Source organism: Mycobacterium sp., assembly GCF_036488105.1.
In the GTDB taxonomy this organism is placed as follows: Bacteria; Actinomycetota; Actinomycetes; order Mycobacteriales; family Mycobacteriaceae; genus Mycobacterium.
Window position 1 is genome coordinate 1 of record NZ_DASXHW010000499.1, and the last position, 17,315, is coordinate 17,315.

The following is a 17,315-nucleotide window of genomic DNA, read 5'->3' on the forward strand; positions in this document are numbered from 1 at the left end:
AGCGAACCATTGGCGCAGCTGGGCAAGTAGACTCAGCCGCAATGGAGGGTGCGGAATGAACGACCTGGTTGATACCACCGAGATGTACCTGCGGACCATCTACGACCTCGAGGAAGAGGGCGTTACCCCGCTGCGTGCCCGAATCGCCGAACGGCTTGACCAGAGTGGGCCCACCGTCAGCCAGACCGTGTCGCGGATGGAGCGCGACGGGCTGTTGCACGTGGCCGGTGACCGCCATCTCGAGCTGACTGACAAGGGCCGCGCGTTGGCCGTTTCCGTAATGCGCAAACACCGCCTGGCCGAGAGACTGCTGGTCGATGTCATCGGCGTGCCGTGGGAAGAAGTGCACGCCGAGGCCTGCCGGTGGGAGCACGTCATGAGTGAAGACGTCGAGCGCCGGCTGATGAAGGTGCTCAACAATCCGACCACGTCGCCGTTCGGCAACCCGATTCCCGGGCTCATCGACCTGGGCATCGGCGACGGGTTCGGCGCCGAAGACGGCAACCTGGTGCGGTTGACGGAGTTGCCCGCCGGACCACCCGTCGCTGTTGTGGTGCGCCAATTGACCGAGCACGTGCAGGGCGACATCGACTTGATCACCCGTCTCAAGGACGCAGGCGTCGTTCCCAACGCCAGGGTGACCGTCGAATCCAACCAGGCCGGTGGGGTGACCATCGTGATTCCGGGCCACGAGAACGTGAGCCTGCCGCATGAGATGGCGCACGCCGTCAAGGTCGAAAAGGTCTAAACCGCACGACGTCCGAACGTTCGTCGCGGAGGTAGCCGCACGCCGAGCCGCTCGGCCAGTCGGTACCCGGTGACCGCCAGCTCCCGAATGTGCTCAGGCCGCAGGCCCGACTGCAATGCGGTATCGAGCATGCCCGCCATCCGATGATCCGGCTCGCAGCGCAGCGCGGCCTCCAACGAGACCCCGGCCAGTGGTCCGTCGCCGCGGGCGTAGGCGCTGAACGCGAGCAACACCAGCGGCTCCGCTCGCCACCGTGCGGGCAGGCTGCGCGACAGCAGCGCCCACAGCGCCTCGGCGTCTCCGGCGCCGTGACCGACCGCCAGGGCGTACAGCGTGTCCCGGACCTCAACGTCGGCCAGCGAGCACGCCAGGCCGGCCAACTCGGCATCGGCGAGCGGCTGCCCGTCCCCGACCCGGGCAGCCGCCGCCATCGCGTCCTCGACATCACGACGCACACAGGCCGTCGGGTTCACCCGGTGCGCCTGCGCGCGCGTCGCGGCGCGTTCGGCGATCAGACTCATGAGCGAGGCACTGCGAGCGCGGTCGTCGACCGCGATGACCGCCTGCAGGTCGGCACGCCGGGCGTAGAGCCGACGGCCGTCGAGCACCGCCGCCACCGCCAGCGGCGACGCGGAGGGGTCGTCGACGACGCCACCTTCGCCGCAGCCGTCCACGCAGTGCCAGCGGCCGCCGAGGGCCACCCGGTCGACGACGTGCACCGCCCACAGTGCGATGTCATGGCGGGACAGTTCGCCGGTCAGCGTCGAGCACAGGTCGCGGTACTGCTCGTTGCACATCGGGCAGCCCGCGCCGTCGTCGTCGACGATCACCGCGATGGCCGCTTCGGGACCGGCCGCCGCGGCGACCTCGGCGAGATGCCCGATCTGGTCGGCGAGCTCGTCGGACAGGTCGACCCGCATCACCGACCCCAATTCGCCGCCGCCGATCGATAGCAGCACCAATGATTTCTCCGGCACGAAGCCCAACACGGCCGGGAGCGCGGCGATCACCGCGCCGGGTTGATTGAGTTCGAAGTCGCGTCGATGCTTGGTCATAGCGACGACGCTGGCAATCGACACCGTCAGCCCGCCGGCGGCACACCTGCGGTGACCGGCATGCTGTGGATGAACCCGCGGCTGTGGACAACGCGTGCACCAGCGACCGCGTTGTTCACGCGCACGTAGCCGGATTCGACGTGTGCCCGCAACGCAACGGGCGTATGTGTCTACGCATGGGTTCGATACTCGAATACGACATGGTCGTCATCGGCTCAGGTCCCGGCGGCCAGAAGGCCGCGATCGCGGCGGCCAAGCTGGGCAAATCGGTGGCCGTGATCGAGCAGCGTCCGATGCTCGGCGGCGTGTGCGTCAACACCGGCACCATTCCGTCGAAGACGCTGCGCGAGGCCGTGCTCTATCTGACCGGCATGAATCAGCGTGAGCTCTACGGCGCCAGCTACCGGGTCAAGGACAAGATCACCCCGGCCGACCTGTTGTCGCGAACTCAGCACGTCATCGGCAAGCAGGCCGATGTGGTGCGAAATCAGTTGATGCGCAACCGAGTTGATCTCATCCCCGGCGAAGCCCGGTTCCGCGACGAGCACACCCTGCTGGTCGAAGATCGCTCACGCGGCGAGCGCACCACGGTCAGCGGGGAGTACATCGTCATCGCCACGGGGACGAAGCCGGCCCGCCCCGAGGGGGTGGAATTCGACGAAAACCGCGTGCTCGATTCCGACGGCATCCTCGATCTCAAGTCGATCCCGACGTCGATGGTGGTGGTCGGCGCCGGGGTGATCGGCGTCGAGTACGCGTCGATGTTCGCCGCGCTCGGCACCAAGGTGACCATCGTCGAGAAGCGGCAGGACATGCTGGATTTCTGCGATCCCGAGATCATCGAGGCCTTGCGGTTCCACCTGCGCGATCTGGCGGTCACGTTCCGCTTCGGCGAAGAGGTGACCGGCGTGCAGGTCGGTGGGTCGGGCACCGTCACCAGTCTGGCCAGCGGCAAGAAGATCCCCGCCGAAACGGTGATGTACTCCGCGGGCCGGCAAGGTCAGACCGACAACCTCGAGCTGGGTAGCGCCGGTCTGGAAGCCGATAACCGCGGGCGGATCTTCGTCGACGAGATGTTCCAGACCAAGGTCGACCACATCTACGCCGTCGGCGATGTCATCGGCTTCCCCGCGCTGGCGTCGACCTCGATGGATCAGGGCCGGGTGGCGGCTTGCCACGCGTTCGGCGAGCCGGTGCACGGTCTCACCGCATTGCAGCCGATCGGCATCTACTCGATCCCCGAGATCTCCTACGTCGGCGCCACTGAAGTCGATCTGACCAAGCAGTCAGTGCCCTACGAAGTGGGTGTGTCCCGCTACCGTGAGCTGGCCCGCGGCCAGATCGCCGGCGACTCCTACGGAATGCTGAAGCTGCTGGTCTCCACCGACGACCTGAAATTGCTCGGTGTGCACATCTTCGGCAGCAATGCCACCGAGATGGTGCACATCGGCCAAGCGGTGATGGGGTGCGAAGGCACGGTCGAGTACCTGGTCGACGCGGTGTTCAACTACCCCACGTTCTCCGAGGCATACAAGGTCGCCGCGCTGGACGTGATGAACAAGGTGCGCGAACTACACCAATTCGACCGTTAGCACTCGTCGTCGAAGGATTGTGGGGCCGGGTCTCCCGGCCCGTCGGCCTGCGCCCGTGCGAACAGCTCGGTGATGTGCTGATCGAACGGCGACGAGTAAGACAGGTCGTCCGCGCAGCCGCCGCCGTGCAGACCACCGATCACCCCGGTGACGGTCGAGCCGTTGATCCAGGGCGCGCCGCTGGTGCCGTCGGCCAGGCCCGCGCACGGCAGCTCGGGATACCCGCCGTCGCTCAGTCCGGTGCTGGCCTGACAGCCGACCGGCAGACCGCCGACGCCCGCGGGGTAAGCGACCACGGTGACCTGGCTCCCCCGTGCCGGAGCGGTACCCAGCGTGAGTGCCGAGCCGGCCGTAGCCTCGACCGATCCGCCGGCCGGGCGGCTCACCCGCGCGATGGCGTAGTCGGCCAGCGGGTCTTTGTTGGCCAGCCATCGCGGATCCAGATACAGCGCGTCCACCGTCCACACATCGTCGGGTGCGGCTCGGCGGCCGAAGCCGGGAACAAACAATGCCGGCCCACCGGCGCTCAGGCAGTGCGCGGCGGTCAGCACCAGGTTGCCCGCTGCCGAATGCAGCACTGAGCCAGTACAGGCATGCAGCTCGCTGCCCGACAGGAAAAGAGCTCCCACCCGTGGGTCCGGATCGACAGACGCGGCGATGACCCGGTTCGCGGTACCCGCGACGGCCTGGTCGCGTTTGCTGGTGGGCGGCGCCGATTGGGCCTGATGTCCGCAGCCGACCAAAACCATGGCCATCCCCACCGCTGCTGCCTGAATGCGCATCGCCGTCGATCATGCCCGATTCGCTCGCCGAGGTCCGCCAACGGCGAGAAGTCGCGGCGAGTTCGGCCTCCGGCCAAGCGGGTACCCCACTGGAATGCGATGGGCCCCGCCCGCGTTTTTCCGCAGGTAGGCTGGCAGTCCGGCGCGGGTCCGCTGCCCACCGCCAGCCGATCTGAGGGACACTTATCTGACACGGCGCGGCATAACCGCGACGTGGCGAGGAGGCAACCGATGGGCCACAACGAGCCCCCCGACACACCCGATCGGGGTCAGCGTTTCCAGCCCGAGCAGAACGGCATGTACGAGCTCGAGTTCCCGGCGCCTCAGCTGTCGTCGTCTGATGGGCGCGGCCCAGTGCTGGTGCACGCCCTGGAGGGCTTTTCCGACGCAGGCCACGCGATCCGTCTGGCCGCGGGCCACCTCAAGGACACCCTGGACACCGAGCTGGTGGCGTCCTTTGCGATCGACGATTTGCTCGACTACCGGTCTAGACGGCCGCTGATGACGTTCAGGACCGATCACTTCACCAACTACGACGACCCCGACCTCAGCCTCTACGCCATGCACGACAGTGTAGGGACGCCATTCCTGTTGCTGGCCGGCATGGAACCAGACCTGAAGTGGGAGCGGTTCATCACCGCCGTCCGGTTGTTGGCCGAGCGTCTTGGCGTCCGCCAGACCATCGGACTGGGCACCATCCCGATGGCCGTTCCGCACACCAGGCCGGTCACGTTGACCGCGCACTCGAACAACCGTGAGCTGATCGCCGACTTCACGCCGTGGATTTCGGAAGTGCAAGTTCCCGGCAGCGCGTCGAACCTGTTGGAATACCGGATGGCCCAGCACGGGCACGAGGTGGTCGGCTTCACCGTTCACGTTCCGCATTACCTGGCGCAGACCGACTATCCGGCCGCTGCGCAGGCGTTGCTGGAGCAGCTGGCAAAAACCGGGTCACTGCACCTGCCGCTGAAGGCGCTGACCGAAGCGGCAGAAGAGGTCAAAGCCAAGGTCGACGAGCAGGTCGAGGCCAGTGCAGAAGTCGCTCAAGTGGTGACGGCGCTGGAGCGACAGTACGATGCCTTCATTGATGCACAGGAGAACCGGTCGTTGCTGACGCGGGACGAAGATCTGCCGAGCGGCGACGAACTCGGCGCGGAGTTCGAGCGATTCCTGGCGCAGCAGGCAGACAAGAAGTTCGACGACGACGATCCGACCTGATCGCCCTCCCGGGCCCGACAGCGAAGTTGGCGACATGACTCAGCGCAAGCCCAATCTTCGCTCGGTGCGAGAGGTCACGCCACAGCTGCAATTTCGGACACTGCACGGTTATCGGCGCGCGTTCCGCATCGCCGGCTCCGGCCCGGTGATCCTGCTGATTCACGGGATCGGTGACAATTCCACGACCTGGGAGACGGTTCAAGCCAGGCTCGCGCAGAGGTTCACGGTGATCGCCGTCGACCTGCTGGGCCACGGGCAATCGGACAAGCCGCGCGCCGATTACTCGGTCGCTGCCTACGCCAACGGGATGCGCGATCTGCTTTCCATCCTCGACATCGAGCGGGCTACCGTCGTCGGCCATTCGCTCGGCGGTGGCGTGGCGATGCAATTCGCTTACCAGTTCCCGCATCTCGTTGAACGTTTGGTCCTGATCGGCGCCGGCGGCGTCACCAAGGATGTCAACATCGCGCTGCGGCTCGCGGCGTTGCCGATGGGCAGCGAGGCGCTGGCACTGCTGCGGCTGCCGTTTGTGCTACCGGCATTACAGCTCTTCGGGCGCGCGGCCGGTTTGGTCTTGGGCTCGACGGCGATCGGCCACGACCTGCCCGACGTGCTACGGGTGCTCGCCGGCCTGCCGGAGCCGATGGCCTCGGCGGCGTTCACCCGGACCCTGCGCGCGGTGGTGGACTGGCGCGGCCAGAGCGTCACGATGCTGGACCGATGTTATTTGACGCGATCCGTTCCGGTGCAGATTATTTGGGGCACCGACGATGTGGTAGTTCCCGTCAGCCATGCCCGGATGGCACACGCAGCGATGCCGGGCTCCCAATTGGAAATCTTCGAGGGCTCCGGGCATTTCCCGTTCCACGATGACCCCGAGCGATTCATCGAAGTCGTCGAGCGATTCATCGACACCACCGAGCCGTCCGAGTACGACCAAGCCGCTCTTCGCGAACTGCTCCGCACCGGCGGCGGCGCACAGACCGTCTCCGGGTCCGTCGATACCCGTGCCGCGGTGCTGGAGGCGATGGGCTCCGACGAGCGCAGCGCCACCTGACCACCTCCTCGAGGTGACGCCGTACAGTCGATTCATGAGCGTCGACGTCACGGTGCTGCGGGTTTTCACCGACTCCGCGGGCAATTTCGGCAACCCTCTCGGCGTGGTCGACGCCGCCACAGTCAAGCCCGATCAGCATCAACACATCGCAGCTGAATTAGGTTACAGCGAAACGCTTTTCATCCATTCGCCCGCCGCCGGCTCCACCACCGCCGATGCACGCATCTACACCCCGCTCGTCGAGCTGCCGTTCGCCGGGCACCCGACCGTCGGGGCGTCGTGGTGGTTGCGATCCATCGGCACGCCGATTCACACCCTGCAGGTGCCCGCCGGAGTGGTGCAGGTGCACTACCACGACGACATCACCGCCATCAGCGCCCGCGCAGAATGGGCGCCGGAGTTCGCCGTCCACGATCTGCAAAGCCTCGACGAGCTTGCCGCCGCCGACCCGGCCGACTTTCCCGACGACGTGGCGTACTACCTGTGGGCGTGGATCGACGAGCCCGCCGGATCCCTGCGGTCCCGGTTTTTCGCCGCCAATCTGGGTGTGCCAGAAGACGAAGCGACCGGTTCGGCTGCCGTGCGGATGACCGACTACCTCAGTCGTGACTTGAGCATCACCCAGGGCAAGGGATCGGTGATCGAGACAACTTGGAGCCCGCAGGGCTGGGTTCAGGTCGGCGGTCGCGTCGTCAACGACGGCGTGAGGCGAATTAGCAACTGACCCTCGAGCCCGGCGGCGCGGTGGACGCCGATCTCCGTCACTTCCGGGGATGTCACGATCGTGGCAAATGATGCGGCGGAGGGATATTCGACCAGCACGCAGGTGTCCCAGACGTCGTCGACCTCGCCGATCACCAGGGACGCGACATCGCCGCCGAACACCACTCGCCCACCGTTGCGTTCGATGACGTTCTGCATCGCGGCGCCGTAGAGGTCGTACGCTTGACGACCGGTCAGATCGCTGGCGCGTCCGTCCGAATAGACCGCCTTCGGCCGGAATTTGAGCAGGTTGAGCATCACCACGGGATTGTCAGACGCATCGGCAATCAGCGCTTCGACGCGGGAACGCGTTGGGTAGATATGGTTTTCGACATCCACGGTGTGGCCCCCTCAGGTTGTCGAGCGAAGCGCAGAGGCTTTGCGGCGCAACACCGCGCCAAGGTGATGCTGCATGGGTTGTCCGACCGCGCCCATCTGCAGCGAGTAGGACAGCTGGTCGCCGTCGAGCCGGAAACTCCGGCCAAGCGAGGTCACCTCTTTGGCGGTCGGTGTCAGACCGACCTGCGTCGTGGTCATCTCGAGCTCGATCGTGGCGCCGTCGGCCGTGTAGGTGCCGACTTCGATTTCGGTGACGCCGCTCGGGTGCGCCAGCACGAGCTCGACCTGACCGGGTTGCGGTACGCGAAGATAACCCGTCTCGGCATGCAGCGGCGCCCCGTCGGCCGCGGCTTTGGTTTTCTGTCCGTAGACCAGAAACGGTTTGCCCACATGAGAAAACGTGACTTCTTCGAGGTAGTCGAATGGTTCGATCGTGGGGTATTCACCGGATCCACTCCCCTGCCACACCCCGAGTAACGGCTCCAGCGCTTGCAGGTTGGGGTGCAGCTCAGGTGGCATTCGGTCAGCCTAGTCCGGCTCCGACACCGGCGGCGACGATGCGCGCGACGCGGCGTGCACGTCGGGCGTGCGGACGTGCTCGGGGCGAAAGCCCCGGCCGACGACGATCGGCGGGATGAATTGCAACGGTCCCCGTCCGACGATTTTCGGAACTCGGATCGGCGACAGGTCACCGTTCAAGTTCGGTTCGATCGCGTTGTTTTGCACGAACACTTGACCGGCCTGAATGATTCTGGCCGGAAGCTCACGACGACGCTGCACCTTCGCGAGATCGGCTTCGGTCAGCCGGTTTTCACGTAACGGGCCACAGAGGATGTTCGCCGCGGCCACGGCATCGGCGACCGCGAGGTTGATGCCGACCCCACCAACCGGTGACATTGCGTGCGCAGCATCGCCGATGCACAGCACACCTTTGCGCCACCAAGTTTTCAGCCGATCCACCCGCACATCGAGCTGGCTGGTGTCGTCCCACGAGTGCAGGTCCTCGACGTGTTCAGCCAAGTTAGGCTGCACGGACACCAGCCGCTCTTTGAACGCCGCCAGCGATCCGACTTGCGGGTTTGCCCCCTTGGGCATGACATAGGCTATTTGCCAATAGTCGCCTCGGTAGATCATGACCATCATCAGGCCCTTGCGGAACACCCCAAAAAGCTCTTGCGGGTCGCCCGGGCGCCACTTCAGCCGAAACCACAAGACGTCTATCGGCGAATTCGCACTCCCGACCTGCAACCCAGCCGAGGCGCGCACCGCCGATTTGCGCCCGTCGGCGCCGACCACCAACTCGGAGTGCACCTCCAATTCTGGTGTGCGCACGCCGGTCACGCGGTCGCCGTCGACGATCACATCGGTGACCTCGGCATTGCGGACCAAGGTGAATTCGGGGTACGCACTGGCCTTTTCGGCCAGAAAGTCCAGGAAGTCCCACTGCGGCATCAATGCGATGTACGGCTGTTTGAAGCCCAGCCATTTCAATGCGCTGAAGTTGCCGGCCGTCCGCAGCGTGCCGTCGGTGTCGAAGGCAACTCGGTTGATCTTGGTGTGCGGGAGACGCAGAAACTCGTCGATCAACCCCAGTTCGTCCATGACGCGGAGCGTGCTGGGATGTACGGTGTCGCCGCGGAAGTCGCGCAGAAAGTCGTTGTGCTTTTCCAACACGGTGACGTTGATCCCGGCGCGGGCCAGTAGCAGAGCGTGCACAATGCCTGCGGGGCCGCCGCCGGCGACACAAACCTGGGTCTGCAGCACTTGCGTCATGCCCCGACCCTACGACGGCCGTCAACCGGAAGCGGGCACCTTCCGGTGAGCACGCAGCGTCTTGATCTCGCGTTCGAAATCCTCTGCAGACTCGAAAGACCGGTACACCGAGGCGAATCGCAGATAGGCCACTTCATCGAGTTCGCGTAGCGGCCCGAGGATCGCAAGGCCGACTTCATTACTGGGGACTTCCGGTGCTCCCCCGGCACGCACGGCGTCCTCGACCTGCTGGGCCAGCAGGTTCAGCGCGTCGTCGTCGACCTGACGGCCCTGACATGCCCGGCGCACGCCGCTGATCACCTTCTCGCGGCTGAACGGTTCGGTCACACCGCTGCGCTTGACGACGGCCAGTACCGCGGTTTCGACGGTGGTGAATCGGCGACCACACTCCGGGCACGAGCGGCGGCGCCGGATGGCCTGCCCCTCGTCCGTTTCGCGGGAGTCGACGACTCGGGAATCGGGGTGCCGACAGAACGGACAATGCATGGCCGCTCCTTCGCCGCGCTGGCTTCGGGGGGTCCCAAGCCACCACGAGCGTACCTGCGTGCACGGCTGCAGGCCTAGCAGCGCTGGATGTCGCGCCTGGTAAACGGCTCAGCCCACCGGAGCGATCAGCGTTTGGCCCGCGGTCACCGCCGACGAGTCGAGCTCGTTGAGTTCGCGGATACGGGCGGCGACCTCAGCGGTCGGCGCATCCGGTGCCACCCGAGCGGCCAGGCGCTGCAACGTCTCCCCCGGCTCGACCCGCACCACGGCGAGCCGGTCGGGCAGCTGAACTGCCGCCTTCTCGGGGCCGGCATGCAACATGCCACCGAAGTGCGCCACGAACCCCAGCCACACCGTGATACCAGCCGCCACCAGAGCCAGCGCGACGGTAGTCGCCGGGGTGATCGGGCGAGGCCGATGCGACGCCGTCGACATCAAGACTCCGGTGCCCCGGTAACGCGGGGGCGCCGCCATCGGCCTAGACGGCTGCGGACCACGGTGTCCGCCGCGCCGGGCGGGCGGGCGGACCTGAACCGGTCGAACTCGGATCGGCGCGCTTGGCGAGATCGTCTCGATGGGCATCATGTGCGTTCCTCCAGTCGGCTTGTAGTCGATCACTTGTTCGAAGCATAATCGATAATGTGTTCGAATACCGAACATGTGATCGAACTGTTGCACACGCTGCAGAACGATAGAACACGGCACCGACAGCTTTCGGCGACCGTCGGACCAGCGAAGCGCGACACACCTCGAACACATGTTTGATATCTCGGTGAAATGCGGCTACATTCGGCCGTATGAGCGATAGCGAGACCCCGGCCGTCGGCTCCGACCGCCCTTCGCGAGCTACGGAATCAACCCTGACACCGCGCCAACGCACCATCCTCGACGTGATTCGAGGGTCGGTTACCAGTCGCGGATACCCGCCGAGCATCCGTGAGATCGGCGATGCCGTCGGCCTGACGTCGACGTCCTCGGTGGCTCATCAATTGCGGACATTGGAGAAAAAGGGTTACCTCCGCCGCGACCCGAACCGCCCGCGCGCCGTCGATGTCCGATCGTCCGACGATGTTTCGAAGCCACCGGTGCTCACCGACGTCGCCGGGTCGGACGCACTGCCGGAACCCACGTACGTCCCCGTGTTGGGGCGCATCGCGGCCGGTGGGCCGATCCTGGCCGAGGAGGCCGTCGAAGACGTGTTCCCGTTGCCACGCGAACTCGTCGGAGAGGGCGCGTTGTTCTTGCTCAAGGTGGTCGGTGAATCGATGGTGGACGCCGCGATCTGCGACGGCGACTGGGTGGTGGTCCGTCAGCAGAATGTCGCTGACAACGGCGACATCGTTGCGGCGATGATCGACGGCGAGGCCACCGTCAAGACGTTCAAGCGCACCGGCGGCCAGATCTGGCTGATGCCACACAATCCGGCTTTCGACCCCATCCCGGGCAACGACGCTGCCGTGCTCGGCAAGGTCGTCACGGTGATTCGCAAGATCTGACGCCGCTACTGCCGCGGGAACTACCCGGCCCGGTGGAATCCGTTGGCCTGCGCGATGTCCTCACTGGCGAACCAGATTTCGGCCATGGTCTCGTCGTACAAGGCGCTGTCGGGCATGTAGTAGATGCCTGAGCTCGCATGTGCCTTGACCGGATATCCGTCCGGCACCTGATACGGGTCGTCCATCGGAAGGTGAATTGCCAACTGCCCTGGTGCAATTCGCGGTATCGGCACGGCCTCGGTGACTTGGGCGTCTTCGTCATGGGCGTCGGACGCAGCGTGCCGGCCCCTTCGGCTGTCTTCCAGTAACGGAATCCCGGTCGGATCCGTGTCCACGTCATCGGGATCCTCGTCGAAGTCCTCGTGGACGTCATGGTCGAAGTCCTCGTGGACGTCATGGTCGAGGTCCTCCTGGACGTCATCGCCAAAGTCCTCGTGGACATCGCGGCCGAGTCCCTCGTGGACGTCACGGCCGAGTTCCTCGTGGACGTCACGGCCGAAATCTGTGACACCGGAAAACTCATCGGGACTTTCGGTTTCGTCCTCGAGTAGCTCGTCCACCAGGCTCTTGGGGCCCGGTGGCATCCACTCACTGCTCGGCTGACTGGGCAGGCGCACGGTCCGACGTTGCGGCCGGTGGTCCTCGGACAGGGTCGACGACGCCAGGTCGGCGTCGTCCGGCGACCACCGCGAGACAGACTCGGTGGCCGGCTCGTAACCGGATTCGTCCAAGCCGGCGGCTTCGGCCTTGCGGTCACGTTTAGCGGAACGGCGCCGCCGCCACCTTCGCGCCAACGGCGCTAGCAAGCCGATCAGCAAGAGCGCCCCGACACCGGCCAGCAACCACCACCAATGCGCGGTCAGCCAATCAACCCCGCCTCCAGACGGCGCCGCACCGACAGGCGTCTTCTGCCCTGGTACCTCCAGGCCAGACAGCGCCGATGCCAAGTTCGCCGGTTGGGTGGTAAAGGTGTTCTTCGTCTGGTTCCAGGCGATCTGGCCGCCGGTGAACTTCTGCGTGACGACGTCCTTGTCGACCGTCTGGTCACCCAGCGGCGCGCCCAGCTTGCCGGCCGCTCCGAAAAGCTTGTCCCACGCGGCTTTGATCGTCCCGCGGACCACGAATGCGCCGTGCGCGGCGGTCCAGAAGATCACCGGCTTGTCAGCGGCGGAGAACGTGCTGATCTTGCTCGCCGTTTTGAGGCCGCCATCGGTCTCGTTGGCGATCGGGAAACCGAGGTCACCGCCCGGGCCACCGAGCGACTCGTATTTGGTCAGAATGTCGGCCTCGATGGCGTTGGCGCCGCTGGCGGGGCTGAAGAAGATCTTGCCGCCGGCGAAGTTCTGCGCCAGTCCGCCGTTGCCCACCGGATACTGATCACCCTGTTTTGCGCCGAGCGGCCCCGATGGTCCGCCGGCCGCCCGCCACGCCATGTTGATGTCCGCCGTCGGATCGACGGGTACCTGCAAGTCGGTGAGTTTGCTCGCAAGATCGGGCGGGACGGTGGTGAAGGCCTTGGTCAGCCTGTTCCAGGACACCTTGCCGCCACTGAACGCCTGAGTGGCGAGTTCGCCGTCGAAGGTTTCGTCGCCGGTCGGCACGCCCAGGGCGCCACCGGAGCTGCCCAGTTTGTCCCATGCGGCGTTAATCGCACCGCGCACGACGAAGGCGCCGTGGTCGGCGGTCCAGTAGATCAACGGTTTGTCGCTGGCCGAGAAGGTGCTGACCCGGCTGTCGGGGCCGGCCAGACCGCGGACTTCGTTGGCGGTCGGGAAGCCGAGATCCGAGGCAGCCGGACCACCGAGGGCTTCGTATTTGTCCAGAATGGCGCCCATCATCGACCTGGGCCCGGTGGCCGGAGTAAAGAACATCTTGCCGTGCACGAAGTCCTGAGCAAATCCCTGACCAGCGACGTAGCAATCACCTTGCTTGGCGCCCAGATCCGAATTCTCGCCACCGGCGTCTTTCCAGGCAGCGGTGATCGCGTTGTCGGCGTCGCCGATGGGGGATGCCGCCGCGACGGGAGTCAGCAGCGCCATGCACGTCAATCCTGCGACCAGCGCCGCCAGACCACGCGCCGCGCGCGCGACGGCACCCGATCGTGCTTGCTGCCTTGTCATCCCGCCCTCCCCGCGGCCGCCCAGGACGAAGCCTGGAGCGCCAGTGTCAACCGCCCGACGGGCCGCCGCAACTCTGCTGCGGGCGACGACGCGGGCGAAGTCATACGAAGACACTACGGAATAGATATCCTCGTAGACGCCGAATTATTCACCACAGGGCTGGTGGTGTCGCATTCTGCTCGTTCGGTTTTAGGCTTCGGTGCCCCGATTCAAGTCGAACTCGTGACGCTCAATTACCGTCGCACATGCACTCTGACGTCGTGCTGGCAGCGAATCTCTCGCGTGCCACGTGGAGAAAGAAGCCTTTCTCGACCGGCAATGGCGGCCGCGTTCGTCACGACTTCGGTCTCTTATCGACACCTGAGATCCGAAACACGAATGCCGTCAAGTAATTACTACCGCCGTAGCGAGGTCCGAGCGCGGAAGTACTTTGCTCCCCACGCAAATACCGCGGCTAAACCCCGAGGCTGCGGCCGATGATTTCCTTCATGATCTCGGTGGTGCCGCCGTAGATCGTCTGCACCCGCGCGTCGAGATACGCACGTGCGACCGGGTATTCGCGCATGTACCCGTAGCCGCCGTGGAGCTGCAAGCAGCGGTCGATCAAATACACCTGCTTCTCGGTGGCATACCACTTGGCCATCGCGGCCTGTTCGACGGTGAGTTTCTCCTCGAGGTGCAGGGCGAGGAACTCATCGACCATGATCCGCACCACCGTGGCCTCAGTGGCCAATTCGGCGAGTAAGAACCGGCTGTTTTGGAAACTGCCGATTGGCTTCCCAAAGGCTTTGCGCTCCTTGGTGTATTGAATCGTCTGCTCCAGCACCTGCTCCATGGCAGCCGCGGCCATGATTGCGATCGAGATTCGCTCCTGCGGCAGATTCTGCATCAGGTAGATGAAGCCCTTGCCCTCTTCGCCAAGCAGGTTCTCGGCGGGCACCTCGACGTCGGTGAAAGACAATTCGGCAGTGTCCTGCGCATCCAGGCCGATCTTGTCCAAGTGCCGGCCCCGCTCGAATCCCTTCATGCCGCGTTCGACGGCCAACAGCGAAAAGCCTTGTGCGCCTTTGTCAGGGTCGGTCTGAGCCACCACGATCACCAGGTCGGCGTTGATTCCGTTGGTGATGAACGTCTTTGAACCATTGAGGATGTAATGGTCACCCTGTTTGACTGCGCGGGTCTTGATGCCCTGCAGGTCGCTGCCGGTGCCCGGCTCCGTCATCGCGATCGCGGTGATCATCTCGCCTGTGCAGAACTTGGGCAGCCAGCGCTGCTTCTGCTCCTCATTGGCCAAGCTGAGCAGGTAGGGCGCCACGATGTCGTTGTGCAGGCCGAACCCGATGCCGCTGAAGCGGCCGTAGGTGGTCTCCTCGGTGATGATCGTGTTGTAGCGGAAGTCGGAGTTTCCACCGCCGCCGTACTCCTCGGGAATCGACATTCCCAGAAATCCCTGCTTGCCGGCCTCCAGCCACACGCCGCGGTCGACGATCTTCACCTTCTCCCACTCGTCGTGATACGGCGCGACGTGGCGTTCGAGGAATGACCGGTAGGACTCACGGAACAAGTCGTGCTCGGGCTCGAACAACGTGCGTTCGTATTTGACGGCGCTACCCATGTGATGACCTCCGGCGGGTTGGGAACACTGCCGCCCAAGATATACCAACCGGATGGTTGGTAGGCCCACGGCGTCTCGTCGCGGCCTAGAGTCAGCGGATGGACGAAACGATCCTGGTGCAGGAGCTCGGGCAGCTGCTTGAGTTCTCCTACACCGACATGCTGTGTTACGCCGGGCCACATTCGCCGGCGGGTGTGGCCAATGCCTTCAAGGTGATGCAGCGGGCATTCGCGGCGTTATCCCCCAACCAACCGCCGCAGCGGCGCTCGATCGTCATCCGCACCGCCTTTCAGGGGCCGGGAGCTCGCGACGGCTTCGAAGCCGTCACCCGAGCGGTGACCGACGGCCGCTACACGGTCGACCTGGCCCTGGCGCGACCCGACCACGGCCGGCTGCTGCAAAGCTTCGTCTTCCAGGTCGCCATCGCCGGCCGCACGGCGACTCTGCATCTGCGTAAGGGCTTCGTCACCGCCGAATTCTTCAAGCTGGCCGGCAAGGCCGAACGCGATCACGCCGAGGAGGCTCGCCTCGACGAGATGAAGGCCCAGATGGCACAGCAGATCCTCGCGACACCAGCCGAGGATGTCTACGAATTGGTGTAGGGGCGACTTTCGACGCGGACTTGATCGCTCTCGCCAACGCAAACTTCGCGCGGGCTACCAGGACTTACTCGGTTACCTGGGTCGTTCACCACCGACCTGGGCAGCTTCAGCGACCTGAACTGCGGCTTGGGCGTGCTCGCAACTGACCTGGGCACCATCCTGGCCGACCTGACCGGCGGAGCGGGGGGCTCCGGCGTTTTCTGTGTCTAGGTCGCCGAGAATTGGCGCAGGCTCGCGGCCAGCGCCACCGGTACCCGCGCTTTGATGCGGGTGCCGTCGCTGATGTGCTCGGTTTCCTGAACCCGGCCGTCGGCGTGCACGCGTGACACCAAATCGCCACGGTCGTAAGGGATCACGACGTCGACGGCGGTGTCGGTGGGTGCGGCCAACTCGGCCATCCGCCGGCGTAGCGCCTCGACACCGTCGCCGGTACGGGCCGAGACGAACATTGCCCCGGGCAGCGCACGTCGCAGCTTGGCCAACCCCAAATCGCTTGCGGCATCGGTCTTGTTGACGACGATCAGCTCCGGCGCCGGGCCGCTGTCGTGGTCGGCGAAAACCTCGGAGATCACCTGGCGCACCGCGCTGATCTGGGCCAGCGGGTTGACGTCGGAGCCGTCGACGACGTGCACCAGCAGATCCGCGCCGACCACCTCCTCGAGCGTCGAGCGAAACGCCTCGACCAACTGGGTCGGCAGGTGTCGCACGAAACCGACGGTGTCGCTGATCGTGAACGCCCGCCCGTCGTCGAATTGTCCACGGCGAGTGGTGGGTTCCAGGGTCGCGAACAATGCGTCCTGCACCAGCACCCCGGCACCGGTCAGTGCATTGAGCAGGCTCGACTTGCCGGCGTTGGTGTAGCCGACGATCGCGATCGACGGCATGTCGCTGTGTACCCGGCGGCTGCGCTGGGTGTCGCGGACCTGCTTCATCGCCCTGATATCGCGGCGCAGCTTGGACATTCGCTCGCGGATGCGACGCCGGTCGGTTTCGATCTTCGTCTCACCAGGGCCACGCAGGCCCACCCCGCCGCCACTGCCGCCGGCCCGACCACCGGCCTGCCGCGACATCGACTCACCCCAACCACGCAGCCGCGGCAGCATGTACTCCATCTGCGCCAGCGACACCTGCGCTTTGCCTTCCCGGCTGGTCGCGTGCTGGGCGAAGATGTCCAGGATCAGCGCGGTGCGATCGATGACCTTGACCTTGACCGCTTTTTCCAGTGCGGTCAGCTGCGCCGGGGACAGTTCACCGTCGCAGATCACGGTGTCGGCGCCGGTGGCCAGCACGACGTCGCGCAGCTCGGCGGCCTTACCCGAACCGATGTAGGTCGACGGGTCCGGTTTGGTGCGGCGTTGAACCATGCCTTCGAGCACCTCCGAACCGGCGGTCTCGGCCAGCGCGGCCAACTCGGCGAGGCTGGCGTCGGCGTCGGCGGCGCTGCCGTCAGTCCACACGCCGACCAGCACCACCCGCTCCAGACGCAGCTGGCGGTATTCGACCTCGGAGATGTCGGTGAGTTCGGTGGACAGCCCCGCGACGCGGCGCAGCGCAGCGCGGTCATCGAGCGCGAGTTCACCCGTACTGGGGGTGTCAGGCCAGGGGGATTTGGGAGCGTCTGGATATGTCATGGGCAATTACAAATGGTGCACGCCGAAGCGGCCGCACGC

17 protein-coding genes are annotated in these 17,315 nt (G+C 65.4%); 7 read left to right on the forward strand and 10 right to left on the reverse strand.

Translation table 11 applies throughout. The annotated features are described in order from the left end of the window. Positions 1-55: 55 nt before the first annotated feature. Positions 56-748, forward strand: a complete 693-nt coding sequence (locus tag VGH54_RS26310) for a metal-dependent transcriptional regulator (RefSeq protein ID WP_331515071.1) — start codon at positions 56-58, stop codon at positions 746-748. Here the strand turns inward: VGH54_RS26310 and VGH54_RS26315 are convergent. Then, the gene (locus tag VGH54_RS26315) at positions 745-1,803 is read right to left on the reverse strand and encodes a DUF4192 domain-containing protein (protein WP_331515072.1); all 1,059 of its coding nucleotides are present in this window, start codon (positions 1,801-1,803) and stop codon (positions 745-747) included. The two genes, VGH54_RS26310 and VGH54_RS26315, sit on opposite strands and share 4 nt — an antisense overlap. A 185-nt stretch (positions 1,804-1,988) precedes the next feature. Here VGH54_RS26315 and sthA point away from each other — a divergent pair, with 185 nt between their 5' ends. Continuing rightward, positions 1,989-3,395: a Si-specific NAD(P)(+) transhydrogenase gene (gene sthA / locus VGH54_RS26320; protein WP_331515099.1), complete on the forward strand. Its 1,407-nt coding sequence runs from the start codon at positions 1,989-1,991 to the stop codon at positions 3,393-3,395. Here the strand turns inward: sthA and VGH54_RS26325 are convergent. Then, positions 3,392-4,177: a trypsin-like serine peptidase gene (locus VGH54_RS26325; RefSeq protein ID WP_331515073.1), complete on the reverse strand. Its 786-nt coding sequence runs from the start codon at positions 4,175-4,177 to the stop codon at positions 3,392-3,394. The two genes, sthA and VGH54_RS26325, sit on opposite strands and share 4 nt — an antisense overlap. 231 nt (positions 4,178-4,408) lie before the next feature. On the opposite strand from VGH54_RS26325, the gene VGH54_RS26330 reads away from it, so the two are divergent. The 3 genes from VGH54_RS26330 to VGH54_RS26340 are packed head-to-tail and all read left to right on the forward strand — an operon-like array spanning position 4,409 to position 7,176. Further along, positions 4,409-5,395: a PAC2 family protein gene (locus VGH54_RS26330; protein ID WP_331515074.1), complete on the forward strand. Its 987-nt coding sequence runs from the start codon at positions 4,409-4,411 to the stop codon at positions 5,393-5,395. A 34-nt stretch (positions 5,396-5,429) separates the two neighbouring features. Further along, positions 5,430-6,452, forward strand: a complete 1,023-nt coding sequence (locus tag VGH54_RS26335; protein ID WP_331515075.1) for an alpha/beta hydrolase — start codon at positions 5,430-5,432, stop codon at positions 6,450-6,452. Between the two features lie 34 nt (positions 6,453-6,486). Continuing rightward, positions 6,487-7,176: a PhzF family phenazine biosynthesis protein gene (locus VGH54_RS26340; protein ID WP_331515076.1), complete on the forward strand. Its 690-nt coding sequence runs from the start codon at positions 6,487-6,489 to the stop codon at positions 7,174-7,176. On the opposite strand, the gene VGH54_RS26345 is transcribed toward VGH54_RS26340, so the two are convergent. From VGH54_RS26345 to VGH54_RS26365, 5 genes are all read right to left on the reverse strand, one after another. Continuing rightward, entirely contained in the window at positions 7,125-7,553 is a 429-nt protein-coding gene (locus VGH54_RS26345; protein WP_331515077.1) for a DUF1330 domain-containing protein, read from the reverse strand. The two genes, VGH54_RS26340 and VGH54_RS26345, sit on opposite strands and share 52 nt — an antisense overlap. A 12-nt stretch (positions 7,554-7,565) precedes the next feature. Continuing rightward, entirely contained in the window at positions 7,566-8,072 is a 507-nt protein-coding gene (locus tag VGH54_RS26350) for a peroxynitrite isomerase (RefSeq protein WP_331515078.1), read from the reverse strand. 9 nt (positions 8,073-8,081) lie between these two features. After that, positions 8,082-9,326, reverse strand: a complete 1,245-nt coding sequence (locus tag VGH54_RS26355) for an FAD-dependent oxidoreductase (RefSeq protein ID WP_331515079.1) — start codon at positions 9,324-9,326, stop codon at positions 8,082-8,084. 21 nt (positions 9,327-9,347) lie between these two features. After that, positions 9,348-9,812, reverse strand: a complete 465-nt coding sequence (gene nrdR, locus VGH54_RS26360; protein WP_331515080.1) for a transcriptional regulator NrdR — start codon at positions 9,810-9,812, stop codon at positions 9,348-9,350. Between the two features lie 108 nt (positions 9,813-9,920). Further along, positions 9,921-10,397 (reverse strand): LysM peptidoglycan-binding domain-containing protein, encoded by a 477-nt coding sequence (locus VGH54_RS26365; RefSeq protein WP_331515081.1) that lies wholly within the window; start codon positions 10,395-10,397, stop codon positions 9,921-9,923. Between the two features lie 212 nt (positions 10,398-10,609). On the opposite strand from VGH54_RS26365, the gene lexA reads away from it, so the two are divergent. Next, on the forward strand, positions 10,610-11,308 hold the full coding sequence (gene lexA / locus VGH54_RS26370) for a transcriptional repressor LexA (RefSeq protein WP_331515082.1): 699 nt from the start codon (positions 10,610-10,612) through the stop codon (positions 11,306-11,308). 20 nt (positions 11,309-11,328) lie between these two features. Here the strand turns inward: lexA and VGH54_RS26375 are convergent, their stop codons facing one another. Both VGH54_RS26375 and VGH54_RS26380 read right to left on the reverse strand, forming a co-directional pair. Continuing rightward, positions 11,329-13,428 (reverse strand): hypothetical protein, encoded by a 2,100-nt coding sequence (locus tag VGH54_RS26375; protein WP_331515083.1) that lies wholly within the window; start codon positions 13,426-13,428, stop codon positions 11,329-11,331. 454 nt (positions 13,429-13,882) lie between these two features. Beyond that, a complete protein-coding gene (locus tag VGH54_RS26380; protein WP_331515084.1) occupies positions 13,883-15,043 on the reverse strand; it encodes an acyl-CoA dehydrogenase family protein in 1,161 nt (386 codons plus the stop codon). Positions 15,044-15,141: 98 nt separating this feature from the next. Here VGH54_RS26380 and VGH54_RS26385 point away from each other — a divergent pair, with 98 nt between their 5' ends. Next, on the forward strand, positions 15,142-15,645 hold the full coding sequence (locus VGH54_RS26385; RefSeq protein WP_331515085.1) for a hypothetical protein: 504 nt from the start codon (positions 15,142-15,144) through the stop codon (positions 15,643-15,645). Between the two features lie 206 nt (positions 15,646-15,851). Here VGH54_RS26385 and hflX read toward each other — a convergent pair whose 3' ends face one another. Next, positions 15,852-17,276 (reverse strand): GTPase HflX, encoded by a 1,425-nt coding sequence (gene hflX, locus VGH54_RS26390; RefSeq protein ID WP_331515086.1) that lies wholly within the window; start codon positions 17,274-17,276, stop codon positions 15,852-15,854. Positions 17,277-17,315: the final 39 nt, after the last annotated feature.

Coding starts and splice junctions, on each gene's coding strand:
- VGH54_RS26310 (WP_331515071.1), top strand. CDS start 56: ATGAACGACCTGGTTGATACCACCGAGATGTACCTGCGGACCATCTAC.
- VGH54_RS26315 (WP_331515072.1), bottom strand. CDS start 1,803: ATGACCAAGCATCGACGCGACTTCGAACTCAATCAACCCGGCGCGGTG.
- VGH54_RS26325 (WP_331515073.1), bottom strand. CDS start 4,177: ATGCGCATTCAGGCAGCAGCGGTGGGGATGGCCATGGTTTTGGTCGGC.
- VGH54_RS26330 (WP_331515074.1), top strand. CDS start 4,409: ATGGGCCACAACGAGCCCCCCGACACACCCGATCGGGGTCAGCGTTTC.
- VGH54_RS26335 (WP_331515075.1), top strand. CDS start 5,430: ATGACTCAGCGCAAGCCCAATCTTCGCTCGGTGCGAGAGGTCACGCCA.
- VGH54_RS26340 (WP_331515076.1), top strand. CDS start 6,487: ATGAGCGTCGACGTCACGGTGCTGCGGGTTTTCACCGACTCCGCGGGC.
- VGH54_RS26350 (WP_331515078.1), bottom strand. CDS start 8,072: ATGCCACCTGAGCTGCACCCCAACCTGCAAGCGCTGGAGCCGTTACTC.
- VGH54_RS26355 (WP_331515079.1), bottom strand. CDS start 9,326: ATGACGCAAGTGCTGCAGACCCAGGTTTGTGTCGCCGGCGGCGGCCCC.
- nrdR (WP_331515080.1), bottom strand. CDS start 9,812: ATGCATTGTCCGTTCTGTCGGCACCCCGATTCCCGAGTCGTCGACTCC.
- VGH54_RS26365 (WP_331515081.1), bottom strand. CDS start 10,397: ATGATGCCCATCGAGACGATCTCGCCAAGCGCGCCGATCCGAGTTCGA.
- lexA (WP_331515082.1), top strand. CDS start 10,610: ATGAGCGATAGCGAGACCCCGGCCGTCGGCTCCGACCGCCCTTCGCGA.
- VGH54_RS26375 (WP_331515083.1), bottom strand. CDS start 13,428: ATGACAAGGCAGCAAGCACGATCGGGTGCCGTCGCGCGCGCGGCGCGT.
- VGH54_RS26380 (WP_331515084.1), bottom strand. CDS start 15,043: ATGGGTAGCGCCGTCAAATACGAACGCACGTTGTTCGAGCCCGAGCAC.
- VGH54_RS26385 (WP_331515085.1), top strand. CDS start 15,142: ATGGACGAAACGATCCTGGTGCAGGAGCTCGGGCAGCTGCTTGAGTTC.
- hflX (WP_331515086.1), bottom strand. CDS start 17,276: ATGACATATCCAGACGCTCCCAAATCCCCCTGGCCTGACACCCCCAGT.